Source organism: Oxynema aestuarii AP17 (assembly GCF_012295525.1).
Classification (GTDB): Bacteria; Cyanobacteriota; Cyanobacteriia; order Cyanobacteriales; family Laspinemataceae; genus Oxynema; species Oxynema aestuarii.
In genome coordinates, this window is the sequence record NZ_CP051167.1 from 4,371,375 (window position 1) to 4,388,121 (window position 16,747).

Sequence of the window (16,747 nt, forward strand, 5' to 3'; positions counted from 1 at the left end):
ATTCTAGATCGGGATTCGACAAAGAATGACATCTGATAAAATCCGCCAACGCTCCGACCTCTTAAATACTCAAGTCATTACCCGCAACACGGGCAAGCGCCTCGGCGTGGTAAAAGAGTTATTGGTAGACATCGATCGGCGGGAAGTCGTGGCTCTCGGCTTGAGAGACAACCTACTCGCGATCGCCGGAATGCCGCGCTTTATGCTGCTCGACAGCATCCAGCAAATAGGGGACGTCATCCTCGTCGAAGACGAAAATGTCATCGAAGATGTTGACGTAGAATCTTATAGCAGTCTCATTAACAGCGAAGTCATTACTGAAAACGGCGAACTGCTCGGTAAAGTTAGAGGCTTCAAGTTTAACGTCGAAACCGGGGAAGTGGTTTCGATCGTGATCGCCGCCTTGGGACTGCCGCAAATTCCCGACCAGGCGATCAGTACTTACGAGTTACCCGTCGAGGAAGTCGTCAGTAGCGGCCCCAATCGCCTGATCGTCTTTGAAGGCGCCGAAGACCGCATCACTCAGCTCACCGTGGGGGTGTTGGAACGCCTCGGAATCGGCGAACCCCCCTGGGCGAGAGAAGCGGAAGACGAATATTTGATGCCCACCGCCAGTCCGGAAAACCGCCTGGGAACGGGGGCTCGAACCCCCGCCCCGGAACCCGTACGATCGCCCGCCCGGGTGGTCGAGGAGGTCTGGGACGAAGACCAAGCCTGGGAACAACCCGCCCCGGAACCCCTGCGCCAACCGGAACCGGAACCGATTTATTACGAGGATGAAGTCGCCGAGGAAAATTGGAGTGAAGCGACGAAGGACGATCGCTATTACGACGAACCCTATGGCGAACCTGTCTATGGCGAGGCTTACGAAGAAGTCGAATATGACGAGGATTACGACGAAGATGTAGAAGGGGACGCCTGGGCCGACGAAGGGGCGGATAAGCCCTACACGCCCCCTCGGGTGAATATCCCCGAAAAAACGAAAACGACTCAGTACGAGGAAGAACCGGGCTATTAATCGGTGCTGAGATAATCCTCGCTTCCCCTGCCGTTGCCGCGCGAATGTCGCAGTACAATAAGGAGACATTCGGGAGATGACGGCCTTTTTATGCGCCTCGGTCTTCCCCGGATCTCAAATGCAATTATTTCGTTGATGAGGCAAATGTTGGATTCCACTCTGTTCGTTTTATTGTTATATGCCGGACTTGGCGGGGCTTACTTGCTCGTGATTCCGGGATTGACTTATTTTTACCTGCAACGGCGCTGGTACGTGGTTAGTTCGGTGGAACGGGTCTTTATGTACCTGTTGGTGTTTTTATTCTTCCCGGGAATGTTGTTGCTCTCTCCCTTTTTGAATTTTCGACCGAAGCGCCGCGAAATTGGCGCCTAAATTGACGGGAAAAGTAAGGCGGCGATCGCCAAAAAGGGACTCGCCGCTATTGTTTTGTCAATTTTTACCTGGAACGATCTAGTCAGTGGGGTGTCATGCGACGGATTGATGCAATCGGAATTGGTTTGGGGATTTTCATCGCCGGGGGATTGGCGTATACGCTCCTGCAAGGGGCCGGATTCGATGCCACTTCTGCGGGAATTTGGAGCCAGTTACTTTTAGTTGGCGGATTGCTCGGTTGGTTGGCGAGTTACCTGTGGCGCGCGGTAAGCGGTAACATGACCTATCACCAGCAAGTGAAGGATTATGAGGAAGCGGTTTTAAATAAGCGCTTGGAGGAAATGTCCCCGGAAGAACTCGAACGCCTCCAGGCAGAAATCGAAGCCCAAGAGTAGGGAGTTTAGAGTTTAGAGCAGTTTTCACTGTTGGGCGGTACATTTCGATCCCCCTAAATCCGCTAAATCCCCCTAAATCCCCCTTAAAAAGGGGGACTTTCACTGCCCCCCTTTTTAAGGGGGGTTGGGGGGATAACGGGGTTGGGGGGATCTTTGCCTCTTGTACCTCATGACAGTGCGAATTGCTGTAGAGTTGAAAGTTTAGAGTTGAAATGTTTAAAGTTTAGAATTTAAGTCTACAGGCATGAAATCGGTTTCCCAGTGTTTTGAATCCCTCCGCCAACAACAGCAGTGTGCTTTGATTCCTTTTATTACGGCTGGCGATCCCGATTTGGAGACCACCGCCAAAGCGTTAAAACTGCTCGATGACAAAGGCGCCGACGCGATCGAACTCGGCGTGCCCTATTCCGACCCCCTGGCGGACGGTCCGGTGATTCAAGCGGCGGCGACACGGGCTTTGCGGCGTGGGACGCGCTTGGAGCAGGTCTTGGCGATGCTCGAACGGGTGACCCCGACGTTGCGGGCGCCGATTATTTTGTTTACTTATTACAATCCGATTCTTTATCGCGGTATTGAGAGTTTTCTCAAAAGTGCGGCCCAAGCGGGGGTGAAAGGCTTGGTGGTTCCGGATTTGCCGTTAGAAGAGTCCGATGAGGTGCTCTCTCGGGCGGCGGAATGCGGGATTGAGGTGATTTTGTTGGTGGCGCCGACGAGTTCGGCGGACCGGATCGAGGCGATCGCCCATCAATCACAAGGGTTTATCTATTTGGTCAGCGTGACTGGGGTGACCGGAATGCGCGAACAAGTTCAGGCGCGGGTTCCAGATTTACTCGACCGGATTCGTTCCTATACGGACAAACCGATTGGGGTGGGTTTCGGCATTTCGGCGCCGGAACAAGCCCGTCAGGTGAAGGAATGGGGGGCCGATGCGGTGATCGTCGGCAGTGCGTTCGTCAAGCGCCTGGACGACCCCTCGCCGGAGGCGGGATTGGCGGCGGTGGGCGAGTTTTGCGCCAGTCTGAAGGCGGCGATCGCCTGACCCGGACCCGCACCCCGCGCCAATAACCTCCCCGACGTGAAGCGATGGCGTGGGGAGGCGATCCAATGGCGGGAACGGTGGGGATTCTCCAGGGAGATCCTTGGGGGTCGCCGTTAGTCTTCTGCGGAATCGCTGGCGATCGAGCCGATCCCTCCGAGGTTTTCGTCGAGGTGCATCCGTTGTTCCATTTTGTGCAGGAAGTAGCCTGTCATCATGGCGGAGGCGAGCAATCCGGCCAAATTTTCCCGGTTTGTGGTAATTTGGACGTCGAAGTTTTCCGACGGCAGGACGCCGACAAGCCCTTGCACGTTCTGAGAAATGATTTCTTTGATTTCCGGGCTGACGGTCTTGGCGACCCGCGCCAACACTTCCGGGGGTTGATCTTGTAAATATCTCAGGAGTGGGTTGACTTGCTCATCTTCAGAGTTGGAATACATAAAGTCCGGTTGATAAACCATGAGACCCCTAAGTCTTTGACTTGCTTGCTGTCTACTGTAAACGATCCTGGGAGTTTGGCAGGGTTGCCCTCATCCTCGGCGGCACGTTTTTCTCGTTACGTTGCGTTCAAGTTGCATTAACTACATAAAGATTAACAAATTGCCCGGCGATCGAGCAACCTGGGACAATTCCCTTGCAAGGGTCATATCCCGTTGAAAGAGAAATATTTTTGCAGATTAGTTGCAGCGACCCAGCGATCGCCGCCATACCTTAAAGACTGTAAAGGCAGGGGTTACGCCCCTTCGGTCGGTGGGGGAAATGGACAGTCTAAAATCAAAAAGGGTAAGGCCCGCCCGGGCGATCGCCGCCAGGGGGCCGCACGATCTTGGCAAAACTCGCCGAATCTTTGCCAAATTTTTACAAATGCAGGGGCGATCGCCCTCCCGGTAACTCCCCCGAGAAAGTGGTTGACTTTTCCCGGGCGATCGCCCATAATGAGGATCGCTTTGTCCGGACGACTGTGGCTGACTCAGTTAAAGAGCGCGGCAACAGGCGTAATGACAAAGTCAGGACGACACCCAGATCGACTGCTCCTATAGACGGAAGGCGATCGTTCGGGGGCGTGGCGGAATGGTAGACGCTACGGACTTAGAAAACTGAGCCTTAGTGGAGAAATCCATTAAGTGACCGCTCTCAAATTCAGGGAAACCTAACTCTGGCAACAGACAAGGCAATCCTGAGCCAAGCCGAGAGATGTAAGATGCTTGAGGAAGGTGCAGAGACTCGACGGGAGCTACCCTAACGTTAAGCCGAGGGTAAAGGGAGAGTCCAATTCTCAAAACCCCCTGGCGGGGCAGTAGCGAAAGCTGCGGGAGAATGAAAATCCGTTGGCTGGTGACAGCCGTGAGGGTTCAAGTCCCTCCGCCCCCATATATCGTATAAAGATCGACAGATTGAAGCCCACCGAAGTTTTTCGGTGGGCTTTCCCGTCGCCAATTTCCGGTAGGGACACGGCATTGCCGTGTCCTTCCCCAAAAACTGTTCGTCGAGAAAATCTCAAAAAACCTGTAGGGGTTTGGTAAGCAAACCCTCGACACCATAGAAACAATGAGAGTCTGGTAGGGTGTGTTAGGCGGCGATGATTTGTGATTTCCCAGGGTTAATTTATCTGTCCGCCATAACGCACCATTTTCTAATTCTTTCGCTAATTCTAAGAATTGGTGCGTTACGCGGGAATGTAATTTACTGGACTTTCCCCGGATGTTTTTGCCCGCTAACGCACCCTACCAAAACTTCATGGATACCCTCTTTAGTCTGGTAGGGTGTGTTAGGCGGCGATGATTTGTGATTTCCCAGGATTAATTTATCTGTCCGCCATAACGCACCATTTTCTAATTCTTTCGCTAATTCTAAGAATTGGTGCGTTACGCGGGAATGTAATTTACTGGACTTTCCCCGGATATTTTTGCCCGCTAACGCACCCTACCGAAACTTCATGGATACCCTCTTTAGTCTGGTAGGGTGTGTTAGGCGGCGATGATTTGTGATTTCCCAGGATTAATTTATCTGTCCGCCATAACGCACCATTTTCTAATTCTAAGAATTGGTGCGTTACGCGGGAATGTAATTTACTGGACTTTCCCCGGATGTTTTTGCCCGCTAACGCACCCTACCGAAACTTCATGGATACCCTCTTTAGTCTGGTAGGGTGTGTTAGGCGGCGATGATTTGTGATTTCCCAGGGTTAATTTATCTGTCCGCCATAACGCACCATTTTCTAATTCTAAGAATTGGTGGGTTACGCGGGAATGTAATTTACTGGACTTTCCCCGGATGTTTTTGCCCACTAACGCACCCTACCGAAACTTCATGGATACCCTCTTTAGTCTGGTAGGGTGTGTTAGGCGGCGATGATTTGTGATTTCCCAGGGTTAATTTATCTGTCCGCCATAACGCACCATTTTTTAATTCTTTCGCTAATTCTAAGAATTGGTGCGTTACGCGGGAATGTAATTTACTGGACTTTCCCCGGATGTTTTTGCCCGCTAACGCACCCTACCAAAACTTCATGGATACCCTCTTTAGTCTGGTAGGGTGTGTTAGGCGGCGATGATTTGTGATTTCCCAGGGTTAATTTATCTGTCCGCCATAACGCACCATTTTTTAATTCTTTCCCCGGATGTTTTTGCCCGCTAACGCACCCTACCAAAACTTCATGGATACCCTCTTTAGTCTGGTAGGGTGTGTTAGGCGGCGATGATTTGTGATTTCCCAGGGTTAATTTATCTGTCCGCCATAACGCACCATTTTCTAATTCTAAGAATTGGTGGGTTACGCGGGAATGTAATTTACTGGACTTTCCCCGGATGTTTTTGCCCACTAACGCACCCTACCGAAACTTCATGGATACCCTCTTTAGTCTGGTAGGGTGTGTTAGGCGGCGATGATTTGTGATTTCCCAGGGTTAATTTATCTGTCCGCCATAACGCACCATTTTTTAATTCTTTCGCTAATTCTAAGAATTGGTGCGTTACGCGGGAATGTAATTTACTGGACTTTCCCCGGATGTTTTTGCCCGCTAACGCACCCTACCAAAACTTCATGGATACCCTCTTTAGTCTGGTAGGGTGTGTTAGGCGGCGATGATTTGTGATTTCCCAGGGTTAATTTATCTGTCCGCCATAACGCACCATTTTTTAATTCTTTCCCCGGATGTTTTTGCCCGCTAACGCACCCTACCAAAACTTCATGGATACCCTCTTTAGTCTGGTAGGGTGTGTTAGGCGGCGATGATTTGTGATTTCCCAGGGTTAATTTATCTGTCCGCCATAACGCACCATTTTCTAATTCTTTCGCTAATTCTAAGAATTGGTGCGTTACGCGGGAATGTAATTTACTGGACTTTCCCCGGATGTTTTTGCCCGCTAACGCACCCTACCAAAACTTCATGGATACCCTCTTTAGTCTGGTAGGGTGTGTTAGGCGGCGATGATTTGTGATTTCCCAGGGTTAATTTATCTGTCCGCCATAACGCACCATTTTTTAATTCTTTCGCTAATTCTAAGAATTGGTGCGTTACGCGGGAATGTAATTTACTGGACTTTCCCCGGATGTTTTTGCCCGCTAACGCACCCTACCAAAACTTCATGGATACCCTCTTTAGTCTGGTAGGGTGTGTTAGGCGGCGATGATTTGTGATTTCCCAGGGTTAATTTATCTGTCCGCCATAACGCACCATTTTCTAATTCTTTCGCTAATTCTAAGAATTGGTGCGTTACGCGGGAATGTAATTTACTGGACTTTCCCCGGATGTTTTTGCCCGCTAACGCACCCTACCAAAACTTCATGGATACCCTCTTTAGTCTGGTAGGGTGTGTTAGGCGGCGATGATTTGTGATTTCCCAGGGTTAATTTATCTGTCCGCCATAACGCACCATTTTTTAATTCTTTCGCTAATTCTAAGAATTGGTGCGTTACGCGGGAATGTAATTTACTGGACTTTCCCCGGATGTTTTTGCCCGCTAACGCACCCTACCAAAACTTCATGGATACCCTCTTTAGTCTGGTAGGGTGTGTTAGGCGGCGATGATTTGTGATTTCCCAGGGTCAATTTATCTGTCCGCCATAACGCACCATTTTTTAATTCTTTCGCTAATTCTAAGAATTGGTGCGTTACGCGGGAATGTAATTTACTGGACTTTCCCCGGATATTTTTGCCCGCTAACGCACCCTACCGAAACTTCATGGATACCCTCTTTAGTCTGGTAGGGTGTGTTAGGCGGCGATGATTTGTGATTTCCCAGGGTTAATTTATCTGTCCGCCATAACGCACCATTTTCTAATTCTTTCGCTAATTCTAAGAATTGGTGCGTTACGCGGGAATGTAATTTACTGGACTTTCCCCGGATATTTTTGCCCGCTAACGCACCCTACCGAAACTTCATGGATACCCTCTTTAGTCTGGTAGGGTGTGTTAGGCGGCGATGATTTGTGATTTCCCAGGGTTAATTTATCTGTCCGCCATAACGCACCATTTTTTAATTCTTTCGCTAATTCTAAGAATTGGTGCGTTACGCGGGAATGTAATTTACTGGACTTTCCCCGGATGTTTTTGCCCGCTAACGCACCCTACCAAAACTTCATGGATACCCTCTTTAGTCTGGTAGGGTGTGTTAGGCGGCGATGATTTGTGATTTCCCAGGGTCAATTTATCTGTCCGCCATAACGCACCATTTTTTAATTCTTTCGCTAATTCTAAGAATTGGTGCGTTACGCGGGAATGTAATTTACTGGACTTTCCCCGGATATTTTTGCCCGCTAACGCACCCTACCGAAACTTCATGGATACCCTCTTTAGTCTGGTAGGGTGTGTTAGGCGGCGATGATTTGTGATTTCCCAGGGTTAATTTATCTGTCCGCCATAACGCACCATTTTTTAATTCTTTCGCTAATTCTAAGAATTGGTGCGTTACGCGGGAATGTAATTTACTGGACTTTCCCCGGATGTTTTTGCCCGCTAACGCACCCTACCAAAACTTCATGGATACCCTCTTTAGTCTGGTAGGGTGTGTTAGGCGGCGATGATTTGTGATTTCCCAGGGTTAATTTATCTGTCCGCCATAACGCACCATTTTTTAATTCTTTCGCTAATTCTAAGAATTGGTGCGTTACGCGGGAATGTAATTTACTGGACTTTCCCCGGATGTTTTTGCCCACTAACGCACCCTACCGAAACTTCATGGATACCCTCTTTAGTCTGGTAGGGTGTGTTAGGCGGCGATGATTTGTGATTTCCCAGGGTTAATTTATCTGTCCGCCATAACGCACCATTTTCTAATTCTAAGAATTGGTGGGTTACTGGACTTTCGCCGGATGTTTTTGCCCGCTAACGCACCCTACCGAAACTTGCGGGGAGTTGGGCATAAGTGACCCCTCTTCGACGATAAACTGTCTACCTTGTGTCTTGAGTTTCAATCCCCTTGCGGGGAGTTGGGCATAAGTGACGGTGATGGAGGAGGTGGTCAACTGAACCTCTACGCGGAGTTTCAATCCCCTTGCGGGGAGTTGGGCATAAGTGACTGGAAGCTTAAAGCTAAGGAAGTGGCAAAAGGTTACGATGAATTGTTTCAATCCCCTTGCGGGGAGTTGGGCATAAGTGACGGCTTGTACTTCTCGACAAGTAACCCCTGTGCGCGTCGTTTCAATCCCCTTGCGGGGAGTTGGGCATAAGTGACAAGTCGGCGTGGTAAGAACCGGGCTGACTATCGTAACCGTGAGGGTTTCAATCCCCTTGCGGGGAGTTGGGCATAAGTGACGCCTTATCGGTAAAGCTGAGAGTGCGACCCAAGCACGGGTTGTTTCAATCCCCTTGCGGGGAGTTGGGCATAAGTGACCTTGAGGTCAAGTTGTACCCCACCCCTTGTGGTGGCTACAGTTTGGCTGTTTCAATCCCCTTGCGGGGAGTTGGGCATAAGTGACCCGTATATCCGAAGGATTCTCTCTAGTAAAGGCGAGAACAGTTTCAATCCCCTTGCGGGGAGTTGGGCATAAGTGACCAGTGAAAGGGTTCGCGCGGCGGACTGGAGAGATATTTAGTTTCAATCCCCTTGCGGGGAGTTGGGCATAAGTGACTGGTAGAGATGGAAGATTTAGTCGTCCTCAGTAACGGGTTTCAATCCCCTTGCGGGGAGTTGGGCATAAGTGACTGGAGACCAATGGGATAACGTTATTCCGACGGTGGACGGGTTTCAATCCCCTTGCGGGGAGTTGGGCATAAGTGACTTCCTCTGCTCAAGCTCCGGTCATTCGTGTACCTGCTGAGAGTTTCAATCCCCTTGCGGGGAGTTGGGCATAAGTGACCCTATGCCATTGAAACTCTCGCTGTATTTGGCTTTCAAGGTGCGTTTGCGCCGGAGTACGGAGGAGCAGCTTTACAAAAGTTAAACTGCTGTTGGGGCGCTGAAATTGCGGTTGTTTTTTAACCACGAAACCACTATAACCGAAATCCTCAGAAAGAAAAAGGCGGAAAATACTATTTTTACTCTCTCTGAAAACGTCAATCTCTATTTTTCTCTATTTTACTCGTTCCGTCGCAGTTTCGGCAATTGTTACATTTAGAAACAACACCTGGAATCCCGCGTCAAATGGAGATTCCAGGTAGGCACGATCGCGCTACGCCCCTAGCGGGACGTTACAAAATCAAATAATCCGGCGGTTCGTACAGGGGCGGACTGCCGTAGATCTTGGCTTGCTTTTTCGCGGTACCGGAGAGCGGATAGGCGCGCAAACTGTCTTCCGACAGCTTCAGGACCTTCAACCAACGCCGTTCGATCAGTTCGCAGAGAATTTCCCCTTCCACGGGACATTCAAACACCGAATATTGGACGCGCTGACAGCGTTGTTCGATCAGTTTGGCGAGTTTGTTGCGGCGTTTGTCGTCGCGGACGTCGTAGCAGACGAGCCAGAAATCAGTCATGAGTTTTTGTTTCGATGATGGTTTGATGGTTTGTCAGTCTTTGCTGGGTAAGCAACCCCCAAAATTGGGAGAAATTAGGAAAAACATCGATTATTTGAGCAAAAACGGCTCGTAATCGAGGTTGGATTCGCACAAACATCGGCCCAGACTGCGGGCTTGTTCTAGGAGAATCTGGGCGAGGGTCAGACGACGATTTTGGGGAGAATAGAGAACGCGGCTGCTAAATTGGCGTTGTAACTGCCCCAGAAACAACTTTTTCGCCGTTTGTCCCAACCAAATCCCGGCGCCATCGGGAGAAGGCTCGAAGTCCAGGGGATCGAGCAGTTCCGCCTTGACGATCGCGATCGCCGCCCGGTCTACAATGACGGGGCGAAATTCTTCCATCAAATCGAGCACCAAATTGGGTCGATAGGGTTCGATCGCGTGGAAAAAGCCCAGATAGGGATCCAACCCCGCTTGTACGGCGGCGGCGAACACCCGGGCGAGGAGAACCCCGTATCCCCAACTGAGCAGGGCATTAATCGGGTCTAAGGGCGGGCGGCGGTTGCGTCCGCTAAAGTTCCACTGGGTCGGGAACCAGTGACGCAGGGCCTGGTAGTAGTTTTTGGCGCAGATCCCCTCAATTCCCATCAGTTCGTCCCGAGTCAGAGGGGTGGCGAGCTGCTGGAGACGACTGCTGTAGGAGGCGATCGCGTCGATCGCTTCGCTCAATTCGCCGATCCGCCCTTGGGTAGCGCGATTGCGCTGTTGTAACAAAGTGCGCTGGTTGCGGATTTTGCCGGAGACCAGTTTCTGGGCTAGGGCCAAGCCAAAGGTGGTTTCCACACAGCGATATTGCGCCAGTCGGATGCTGGGATTGCTGTGAAAGTGCCCTTGCAGTCGCCCGCGAAAACGCCCGTCTTGCCGCAAAAACAGGGTTTCGATGCCGCGATCGAGCAGTTGGGCGATCGCGCCGTCAGTCAGTTGTACCCCGGGCAGAACCACGACTAGATCCAGTTCGCTCAACCGACAGGTGTGGTGTCGGTCTTCTTTTTTGATGTCCAAGGTGTGGTTGCGGTAGCGAACGTAGGTTCCCGGTTCGGTTAAATAGAGGGTCGTCATCGGTTGCAAACCTAGAAAGACTCGTATTATAACGGCGTTTTAGAAGACCCCTATTCCAAGTTGTCGTTATAATGAGACTGTATTTTGCTTTGAAAGGATAAAGCGATGTCCAAAGTGATGACCCGACAACTCGTTCGTTACCGCTCGATCTTCGTGGCGATCGCCAATGCGGCGGTGACCTGGGTGATTCTGATTATTGCCCCGTTGGGACTGTTTTCGGTGATTACCTGCACCGCCTTGGTGTTCGTGGCGAGTTTGCTCAATGGCTGGATGGGAGACCGCGCCTTGCTGTCGCTGCTGGCGGCGAGCGATCGCGATGCGGTAGTCTCCACGAGCCAGGGAACGCCCTTATCCGCTCCGGATTCGCCGTCCGTGGGCGATCGCGCGATCGGCGAACCGGAACGCAACAAGGAATTACCGAGAGAGTGAGCTTAGAACTTACTCGTAATATCTCATTATTTACCACACTCACTTAGTGATACGAGCGAACGGGCGATCGCGACTCCTTCAACCGACGAGAAACCACCAAGGACAATCGAGATGGAACTGATTATTTTGCTGGTGATTTTGGTATGGATTGCCGTAGAGACGGGAATTTGGGAAAGATTTTGGCAAAATAAGCGACTGTTGCGCCAACAAACGCGAGAAGAAGCTGTTTTTCAAGAGCTGGTCAAACAATTGGAACGAGAAAACGGCGATCGCACTAATGCGACCCACTTAGAAGGGGTGGGCACCTTCAAAATTGCCGCCGGAAATTACCGGGAAGGAATCGCCGATCTGACCCGGGCGATCGCCCTCAATCCCGCCAAAGCGAGCTTATACTGCAACCGAGCACAGGCATTTTACCTGTTGGAAGACTGGGGGCAAGCCGTGCGGGACTATCGCAAAACCATCGAACTCGATGCCGAAGAGATCGGGGCTTACATCGGGTTGGCGCGGGTATTTTTGCAAATTGGCGACTATCGAGAGGCGATCGCCACCTGTAATGGGGCCGTGCTTCTCGACGAGAACGAGGCGATCGTCTATACCTTGCGCGCCCGTGCTTATCGGAGGTTAGGCGATCGCGATCGCGCCCGGCGGGACTGCGATCGGGCCGAAATTTGCGATCCGAATCACGTAGAAGTGCAGCACTTGCGAACCGAGCTGAACTAACTGCAACGGTAACCGAGATCGGCGATCGCCGCCCCCCTCACGTCGCCAGAGTGCAGCGATCGCGCCCGTGTTCCTTCGCCCGATATAACGCCTCGTCCGCCGCCTGAATCAAGGCTTCCGGGGACAGTCCCGCCGTAGGAACCAACACCGCCACCCCCAACGACAACGTAACCCGGTGATGTTCCGATTTCGAGTGAGGGATCTGGAGATCGCGCACCCGCATCCGCATTTCCTCCGCCACTCGTAACGCCCCCGAGGCGGGAGTGTTGGGCAAAATAGCCGCAAATTCCTCGCCGCCGTAACGGGCCACCAAATCCGCCGGACGCTTCACGGCCCCTTGCAACCCCCGGGCGACTTCCTGCAAGCAGATATCCCCGGCTTGGTGACCGTAAGTGTCGTTATATAACTTGAAGCGATCGACGTCGCACAAAACCAGGGCGAGGGGCGCTTGCTCCCGTTTGAGGCGCTGCCATTCCCGTTCTAAATGGAGGTCGAACAGGCGGCGATTGGCGATTTGGGTCAAGCCGTCGCGAGAGGACAGTTCTTGTAACTCGCGGTTGGTGCTTTCCAACTGGCTGTATAATTCCCCTTGGTGGATGGCGATCGCCACCTGAGTAGCCAACTGACTCAACAGAGAAATCTCGTGCTGGCGCCATTGGCGGGTATCGTGACATTGGTGGGCGATCAGCAAACCCCACAAGGTATCGCCGTTGACCACGGGAACGACTAAATTCGCCTTGACCCGATAGCGATCGAGTAATTGGAGGTGACAGGAATTCAAACCCGCCTCGAAAATATTCTCGATCGCCCGAATCCGACCCTGACGGTAATATTTGACGTAATTATTGCGAAAACACGGATCGTCGATCGTCTCGCCCAAAATCGACAGACAGCCCGGGGCGACGGATTCGACCACCACTTCCCCGGTCCAGTTGGGATGGAAACGATACAAGATCGTGCGATCGGCTTGTAAAAAGTGGCGAACCTCGGTGACGGTCTTATTCAAAATTTCGCTTAAAGTGAGAGAACGGCGAATTTTTTGGGCAATTTCGCCGACCAATTGTTCCCGGCGCGCCTGCTGCTTCAACTCCTCTTTGAGTTGCTCGTATTCGACGATCTTCGCCGCCAATTCTTGGCGATTTTCCTGGGTTTCCGGGGAAGGGCGATCGTCCCCGGAACCGTCGGCGACGGCGCCATTGCCCGAGTCAAGGGTCGCCACGGGTCTGTTATCCGTCTCTTGACTCCGGTGGTGCGCTTGTTGGGTCAATGTCGCAGCGACTGCCGTCACGGCGCTCTCACTTTTGCGCAAACAGGACAGACGCCCGGCGACTAACATCGCTACGGCGGCATCGGCGGCGAGGGGTTCGCCAATTAAATAGCCTTGGACGCGATCGCAGCCGACGGACTGCAACACCTCCAACTGCGGCCAGCTTTCCACCCCTTCGGCGATCGTTTCCAGATGCAAGCCGCGCCCGAGGGCGACGATCGCCCGCACGATCGCCGTATCGCTTTCTTCCATGCCCAAATCTCGCACAAACGACTTGTCAATTTTGACACTATCGATCGGCAAATGTTTGAGGGCGCTTAACGACGAATAGCCCATGCCGAAATCGTCGATCGCCACTCGGATCCCCACCTGTTTGAACTGTTGCAGAACGGCGATCGTAAATTCCAGATCGTCGATCGCCGTATTTTCGGTAATTTCCAACTCCAATAACTGGGGATCGACCTGAGTTTGCAGCAAAATCTCGCGGACCTTCTCGACCAAATTTTCCTCGCGGAACTGGCGGGCCGAGAGGTTGACCGCCATGCGGACCGACGGCAACCCCGCCAACTGCCACGCCCGGTGTTGGGTACAAGCTTTATACAATACCCACTCGCCGATCGCCGCGATCTGGCCCAACTCTTCCGCCAAGGGAATGAACTGTTCCGGGGGAACGAAACCCAAACGCGGGTGTTGCCAGCGTAACAACGCTTCCATCCCGACGATGCGCCCGGTGCCCAACTCCACTTGGGGCTGATAGTACAAAACGAATTCGTCCCGTTCCAAGGCTTTACGCAAGTCTACTTCTAACATCAACCGTTCCAGATCGCGGGTATTCATCTGGGGTGCATACAGTTGATAGCTATTTTGTCCCTGTTGCTTGGCTTGATACATTGCCGCTTCGGCATGTTTGAGCAAGATCGGCGCCGTTTCGCCGTCGTAAGGGGCTAAGGCGATGCCGAGACAGGCGCTGAGATAGAGTTCACGCCCTTGGAAATAGAACGGCTGTTGCAAGCTGTCGAGCAGTTCGCGACCGATATCGATGATATCTTCGGCATAAGTGATGTTGGGTAACATCAAGACGAACTCGTCCCCATGCCAGCGTCCCAAGAGAGATCCGCGATCTTGGAAGCGATCGCGGTAGGTTTCCAAACATCTTTGCAGGCGCCGGGTGACGTCGGTCAAGACGTAATCGCCCCCCGCGTGGGAAAAAGTTTCGTTAATAGTTTGGAAGCGATCGAGGTCTAAGATCGCCACGGCGAGCATTTCGCCCTGTTCGCGCAAGTGTAGCAAAGCTAAAGATAGCTGCCGCTCGAACAAGACGGAATTGGGCAATTGCGTGAGAGTATCGTAAGAAGCCTGACTGTGAGTTAAGCGCGTCACCCGGTGTTGGGTGAGGGCGGCGTAGAGATGGAGTCCCAAGCGTTGGGCGAGTTGGAGGTCTTCCGGAGACCAGTTCGGGGTCAGGCGCTCGATCGCGCACCACTCGGCAAAGGACTGTCTCGGCATTTGATTGCGCGGGTCCGAATTGTGGCGACCTGCCCAGCGCTTTTCGATGTCGCGGGCGTGCCGAAATAGCACTAAAGAACCGACCCATTGATTGCAATAGCGCAGGGGAACGATCAGTAAGGATTGGATCGGCGTAGGGGCGAAGAGGGCGGCGAGATCTTGCCAGTGGGGGTCTGCGTCGAGTTGGGCGACGGTGTAGGGAAACGCCCCTTGGGGAGGATCGGCGATCGCCGCCGCCGGGTCTTGGCGATCGCGCGATTTCGACCCGCCATATTTGGTCAGTTGTTGCCAGAGGGCGTAACTTTCGAGATCTTCGCGGGCGGGTTGTTCGCCGCAGATAAAGCACTGGGAGGGTTCTCCGGTTAAATCGGCGCCCACGTACAGCCGACCGCCATCGGCGTTGAGTGCCGTCACGCACTCATTCAGGGCCGTTTGCCAGAGGCGATCTCGATCGCCGCCGCCGTCGAGTTGTCGGCTTAAGCGGGCGACAATCTGTTCCTGACGCACTTGTTCTTGAGCTTTAGCAATCAAACTGGTTTGGGCGATCGCGATCGAGATTTGATGGGCTAACAGATCGATCGTTTGTAATTCCGTTTCGCTGTAGCGGCGCGGTTCGCTGTGGTGTGCTACCAGTAGGCCCCACAATTGGGCGCGATATCCTTCCGGCGTCGCCCCGCGATCGAAAATCGGAACCGCCAGAGACGAGAGCACCCCCATCGCCAACAAATATTGAAGGTGACACGGATCGACCGGGGCGTAATTGGGACCTGCGGTTTCCCCGTCCGACTCCTGCGGTCCCAAGCGATTGAGAATTTTGCGCTTCGACGCCACATCGACGATCGTGCGCAGGTGTCCTTTCGCAAAGCGATCGCGGGCGTAAGCGGGAATGTCCGTGGCGGGAAAATGCAAGCCGAGTAAGGAAGGCAGGCGATCGCCCCCAATGGCTTCGGCGATCACTTCGCCACTCCCGTCGGCAGCGAATTGGTAAATTTTGACGCGATCGACCGCCAGAAATTCGCGAATTTGGCTGACAATTCCCGCTAAAATTTCTTGCAGATCGAAAGAATCGTGAATGCAATTGACGATTTGATAGAGTAATTGCTCTTGAAGGCGGAGGGGTTTAAACATACTGGCTGGCGTTCTCCAGACGAGCTGAGGAAAGCAAAAATGATTTTAACTTTAGGGTGACATAAACCCAGGATTGAATAACAAGAATTTAAAAAAAATTATTCAACTGTAATATCGCGAAAATTAAAACAATTTATGTAAGAATTTATGTAAGAATGAAATGTTATCGCGATCGCCACCGATCGCCACCGATCGCCCCCGCCAACCAACAGGGATCGCCCGCGCTCGCGCCATTCACTCCGAGAAAAGATTAAAAAATGAGTGCGAGGGACTCATCGAGGGAGCGATCCCGCAAAAATCGTCAACGGCGATCGGGTCTAATTTTGATTAGGTTTTAACTTTTTCTCGAAATATTGCTGGTGTTCCTCCGCCGCCAACCAAAACTCACCGATCGGTTCGATTTGGGTGGCGATCGGCTTTTCAAACTTTCCCGATCGTTCCCAAGTTAATTTAGACCGTCGCGCCGCCCGTTCTTGTTGGGAATCGTGATAAAAAATAACCGAACGATATTGTTCGCCGCGATCGGGACCTTGGCGATCGACTTGGGTGGGATCGTGGCAAGTCCAAAAGACTTCCAGCAAATCCTCATAACTGAGGCGATCGCGATCGTACTCGATTTGTACCGCTTCTGCATGTCCCGTAATCCGGGCGCAAACATCGAGATAACAGGGGTTGGGGAAATGCCCCCCAGTATAGCCGACCGAGGTAGACACCACCCCGGGAACTTGTCGAAATCGTCGTTCGACCCCCCAAAAACAGCCTGCGGCAAAGGTCGCTTTTTCTAAAACCATGAGTCACTTATCGGTAAATTGCGAGCAGAAGATTGGCAGAAATCAGCCGTAGAAAACCGCCTCTG

The 16,747-nt window shown here is 52.1% G+C and carries 13 protein-coding genes and 1 CRISPR repeat array; of the genes, 7 read left to right on the forward strand and 6 right to left on the reverse strand.

Features of this window, described 5'->3' with window-relative positions; all coding sequences use genetic code 11:
- Positions 1-25: 25 nt before the first annotated feature.
- From HCG48_RS17660 to trpA, 4 genes are all read left to right on the forward strand, one after another.
- Positions 26-1,018, forward strand: coding sequence for a PRC-barrel domain-containing protein (locus HCG48_RS17660; protein ID WP_168570321.1), 993 nt, complete (start codon positions 26-28; stop codon positions 1,016-1,018).
- Positions 1,019-1,162: 144 nt separating this feature from the next.
- On the forward strand, positions 1,163-1,390 hold the full coding sequence (ndhL, locus tag HCG48_RS17665; RefSeq protein WP_246259611.1) for an NAD(P)H-quinone oxidoreductase subunit L: 228 nt from the start codon (positions 1,163-1,165) through the stop codon (positions 1,388-1,390).
- A gap of 95 nt (positions 1,391-1,485) precedes the next feature.
- Positions 1,486-1,785, forward strand: a complete 300-nt coding sequence (locus HCG48_RS17670) for a DUF3007 family protein (protein WP_168570323.1) — start codon at positions 1,486-1,488, stop codon at positions 1,783-1,785.
- Between the two features lie 244 nt (positions 1,786-2,029).
- Entirely contained in the window at positions 2,030-2,824 is a 795-nt protein-coding gene (gene trpA / locus HCG48_RS17675) for a tryptophan synthase subunit alpha (RefSeq protein WP_168570324.1), read from the forward strand.
- A gap of 113 nt (positions 2,825-2,937) precedes the next feature.
- Here trpA and HCG48_RS17680 read toward each other — a convergent pair whose 3' ends face one another.
- The 4 genes from HCG48_RS17680 to cas1 form a co-directional block, all read right to left on the reverse strand.
- On the reverse strand, positions 2,938-3,282 hold the full coding sequence (locus HCG48_RS17680; protein ID WP_168570325.1) for a DUF760 domain-containing protein: 345 nt from the start codon (positions 3,280-3,282) through the stop codon (positions 2,938-2,940).
- A 272-nt stretch (positions 3,283-3,554) separates the two neighbouring features.
- Positions 3,555-3,755, reverse strand: coding sequence for a hypothetical protein (locus HCG48_RS17685; protein ID WP_168570326.1), 201 nt, complete (start codon positions 3,753-3,755; stop codon positions 3,555-3,557).
- A 4,474-nt stretch (positions 3,756-8,229) separates the two neighbouring features.
- Positions 8,230-9,121: a CRISPR direct-repeat array (repeat unit 37 nt; unit sequence GTTTCAATCCCCTTGCGGGGAGTTGGGCATAAGTGAC).
- Positions 9,122-9,452: 331 nt separating this feature from the next.
- On the reverse strand, positions 9,453-9,737 hold the full coding sequence (gene cas2 / locus HCG48_RS17690; protein ID WP_168570327.1) for a CRISPR-associated endonuclease Cas2: 285 nt from the start codon (positions 9,735-9,737) through the stop codon (positions 9,453-9,455).
- A gap of 90 nt (positions 9,738-9,827) precedes the next feature.
- Positions 9,828-10,838: a CRISPR-associated endonuclease Cas1 gene (cas1, locus tag HCG48_RS17695; RefSeq protein WP_168570328.1), complete on the reverse strand. Its 1,011-nt coding sequence runs from the start codon at positions 10,836-10,838 to the stop codon at positions 9,828-9,830.
- A 105-nt stretch (positions 10,839-10,943) separates the two neighbouring features.
- Between cas1 and csx18 the strand changes: the two genes are divergently transcribed.
- A complete protein-coding gene (gene csx18 / locus HCG48_RS17700; protein WP_168570329.1) occupies positions 10,944-11,267 on the forward strand; it encodes a CRISPR-associated protein Csx18 in 324 nt (107 codons plus the stop codon).
- Positions 11,268-11,378: 111 nt separating this feature from the next.
- Positions 11,379-11,990, forward strand: coding sequence for a tetratricopeptide repeat protein (locus tag HCG48_RS17705; RefSeq protein ID WP_168570330.1), 612 nt, complete (start codon positions 11,379-11,381; stop codon positions 11,988-11,990).
- A gap of 37 nt (positions 11,991-12,027) precedes the next feature.
- Here HCG48_RS17705 and HCG48_RS17710 read toward each other — a convergent pair whose 3' ends face one another.
- Entirely contained in the window at positions 12,028-15,891 is a 3,864-nt protein-coding gene (locus tag HCG48_RS17710; protein ID WP_168570331.1) for a diguanylate cyclase domain-containing protein, read from the reverse strand.
- 160 nt (positions 15,892-16,051) lie between these two features.
- On the opposite strand from HCG48_RS17710, the gene HCG48_RS17715 reads away from it, so the two are divergent.
- A complete protein-coding gene (locus tag HCG48_RS17715; RefSeq protein ID WP_168570332.1) occupies positions 16,052-16,222 on the forward strand; it encodes a hypothetical protein in 171 nt (56 codons plus the stop codon).
- Here HCG48_RS17715 and msrA read toward each other — a convergent pair.
- Positions 16,209-16,682, reverse strand: coding sequence for a peptide-methionine (S)-S-oxide reductase MsrA (gene msrA / locus HCG48_RS17720; RefSeq protein WP_168570333.1), 474 nt, complete (start codon positions 16,680-16,682; stop codon positions 16,209-16,211). The genes HCG48_RS17715 and msrA overlap by 14 nt on opposite strands.
- Positions 16,683-16,747: the final 65 nt, after the last annotated feature.

Coding starts and splice junctions, on each gene's coding strand:
- HCG48_RS17660 (WP_168570321.1), top strand. CDS start 26: ATGACATCTGATAAAATCCGCCAACGCTCCGACCTCTTAAATACTCAA.
- ndhL (WP_246259611.1), top strand. CDS start 1,163: ATGTTGGATTCCACTCTGTTCGTTTTATTGTTATATGCCGGACTTGGC.
- HCG48_RS17670 (WP_168570323.1), top strand. CDS start 1,486: ATGCGACGGATTGATGCAATCGGAATTGGTTTGGGGATTTTCATCGCC.
- trpA (WP_168570324.1), top strand. CDS start 2,030: ATGAAATCGGTTTCCCAGTGTTTTGAATCCCTCCGCCAACAACAGCAG.
- HCG48_RS17680 (WP_168570325.1), bottom strand. CDS start 3,282: ATGGTTTATCAACCGGACTTTATGTATTCCAACTCTGAAGATGAGCAA.
- HCG48_RS17685 (WP_168570326.1), bottom strand. CDS start 3,755: ATGGGCGATCGCCCGGGAAAAGTCAACCACTTTCTCGGGGGAGTTACC.
- cas2 (WP_168570327.1), bottom strand. CDS start 9,737: ATGACTGATTTCTGGCTCGTCTGCTACGACGTCCGCGACGACAAACGC.
- cas1 (WP_168570328.1), bottom strand. CDS start 10,838: ATGACGACCCTCTATTTAACCGAACCGGGAACCTACGTTCGCTACCGC.
- csx18 (WP_168570329.1), top strand. CDS start 10,944: ATGTCCAAAGTGATGACCCGACAACTCGTTCGTTACCGCTCGATCTTC.
- HCG48_RS17705 (WP_168570330.1), top strand. CDS start 11,379: ATGGAACTGATTATTTTGCTGGTGATTTTGGTATGGATTGCCGTAGAG.
- HCG48_RS17710 (WP_168570331.1), bottom strand. CDS start 15,891: ATGTTTAAACCCCTCCGCCTTCAAGAGCAATTACTCTATCAAATCGTC.
- HCG48_RS17715 (WP_168570332.1), top strand. CDS start 16,052: ATGTTATCGCGATCGCCACCGATCGCCACCGATCGCCCCCGCCAACCA.
- msrA (WP_168570333.1), bottom strand. CDS start 16,682: ATGGTTTTAGAAAAAGCGACCTTTGCCGCAGGCTGTTTTTGGGGGGTC.